Source organism: Streptomyces sp. Ru71 (assembly GCF_002920535.1).
Classification (GTDB): Bacteria; Actinomycetota; Actinomycetes; order Streptomycetales; family Streptomycetaceae; genus Streptomyces.
In genome coordinates this window covers 1-771 of the sequence record NZ_PQSS01000179.1, presented here as the reverse complement: position 1 = coordinate 771, position 771 = coordinate 1, and the positions used below count along the sequence as shown (strand labels likewise).

Below are 771 nucleotides of genomic sequence, written 5' to 3'. Positions count from 1 at the left end.
TGCGCGGACGCGGGTCCAGTCGCTGGCCTTCTTCCCACTGCTGACGAACGCGGGCGGTCATTGCATCCAGTTCATTGATCAACGCCTCTTTATCGAACCGGAAGGTTGCGCCGTAAACCACTTTCAGAATGTCGCTGCCGCTAAGCGCCGGAGGATTTAACTGCCCAAGATGATAAAATTAGCCAGTGCGCGACGTTCGCGGTTTTTCAGCGCAATGGCATCGCGCAGAGCATCTTCGCTAATCTCGTGCCCAAAACGTTCTTCTACCGTTTTTTGCAAGCGCAGTATCTCGGCTTTCCATAACGCACGCGAGGCATCGTCCTTAACGCTGTTGGGCAATTGCATCACATGAACAGGCTTAAACTCCGCCATGTATTCATACATTTTCTTTTTGCCGTCGCAGGTGGTTTCACCGACCACCAGATCCGAAAAGTAGAAGTAGGGGCATTTATCGGTTTTGCCGAAGCCGTAGCTGCTTTTAATCAGCGGGCAGAGGTTGCGCGGCAGATCTTTCTCCGCTTCTTCAATGGTTTCATCAGAGGTGGAACAGAGCGAAACCACAACCGCACCGGCTGCCATCGGGATCTCTTGCGGCATAAAGGTGCAGTAAGTGCCAACCAGCGGAATGCCGCGCTCCTTGAGATCCATGACGGTGAGAAAGCCTGTCTGGCGAGCTTCAGAGAACTGATCGAAAATGGCGGGTAGATCGGTGACAAGTGACATGATTTTCCTTCCCCGTACCACGGGAGATAATGAAAAGAGGCCACATTA

Annotated in this window: 1 pseudogene; it reads right to left on the bottom strand. The window is 52.5% G+C overall.

The window, feature by feature from the left end:
* A pseudogene (gene yjiM / locus C3489_RS38110) lies at positions 1-723 on the bottom strand (putative 2-hydroxyacyl-CoA dehydratase YjiM); the annotation flags it as partial.
* Positions 724-771: the final 48 nt, after the last annotated feature.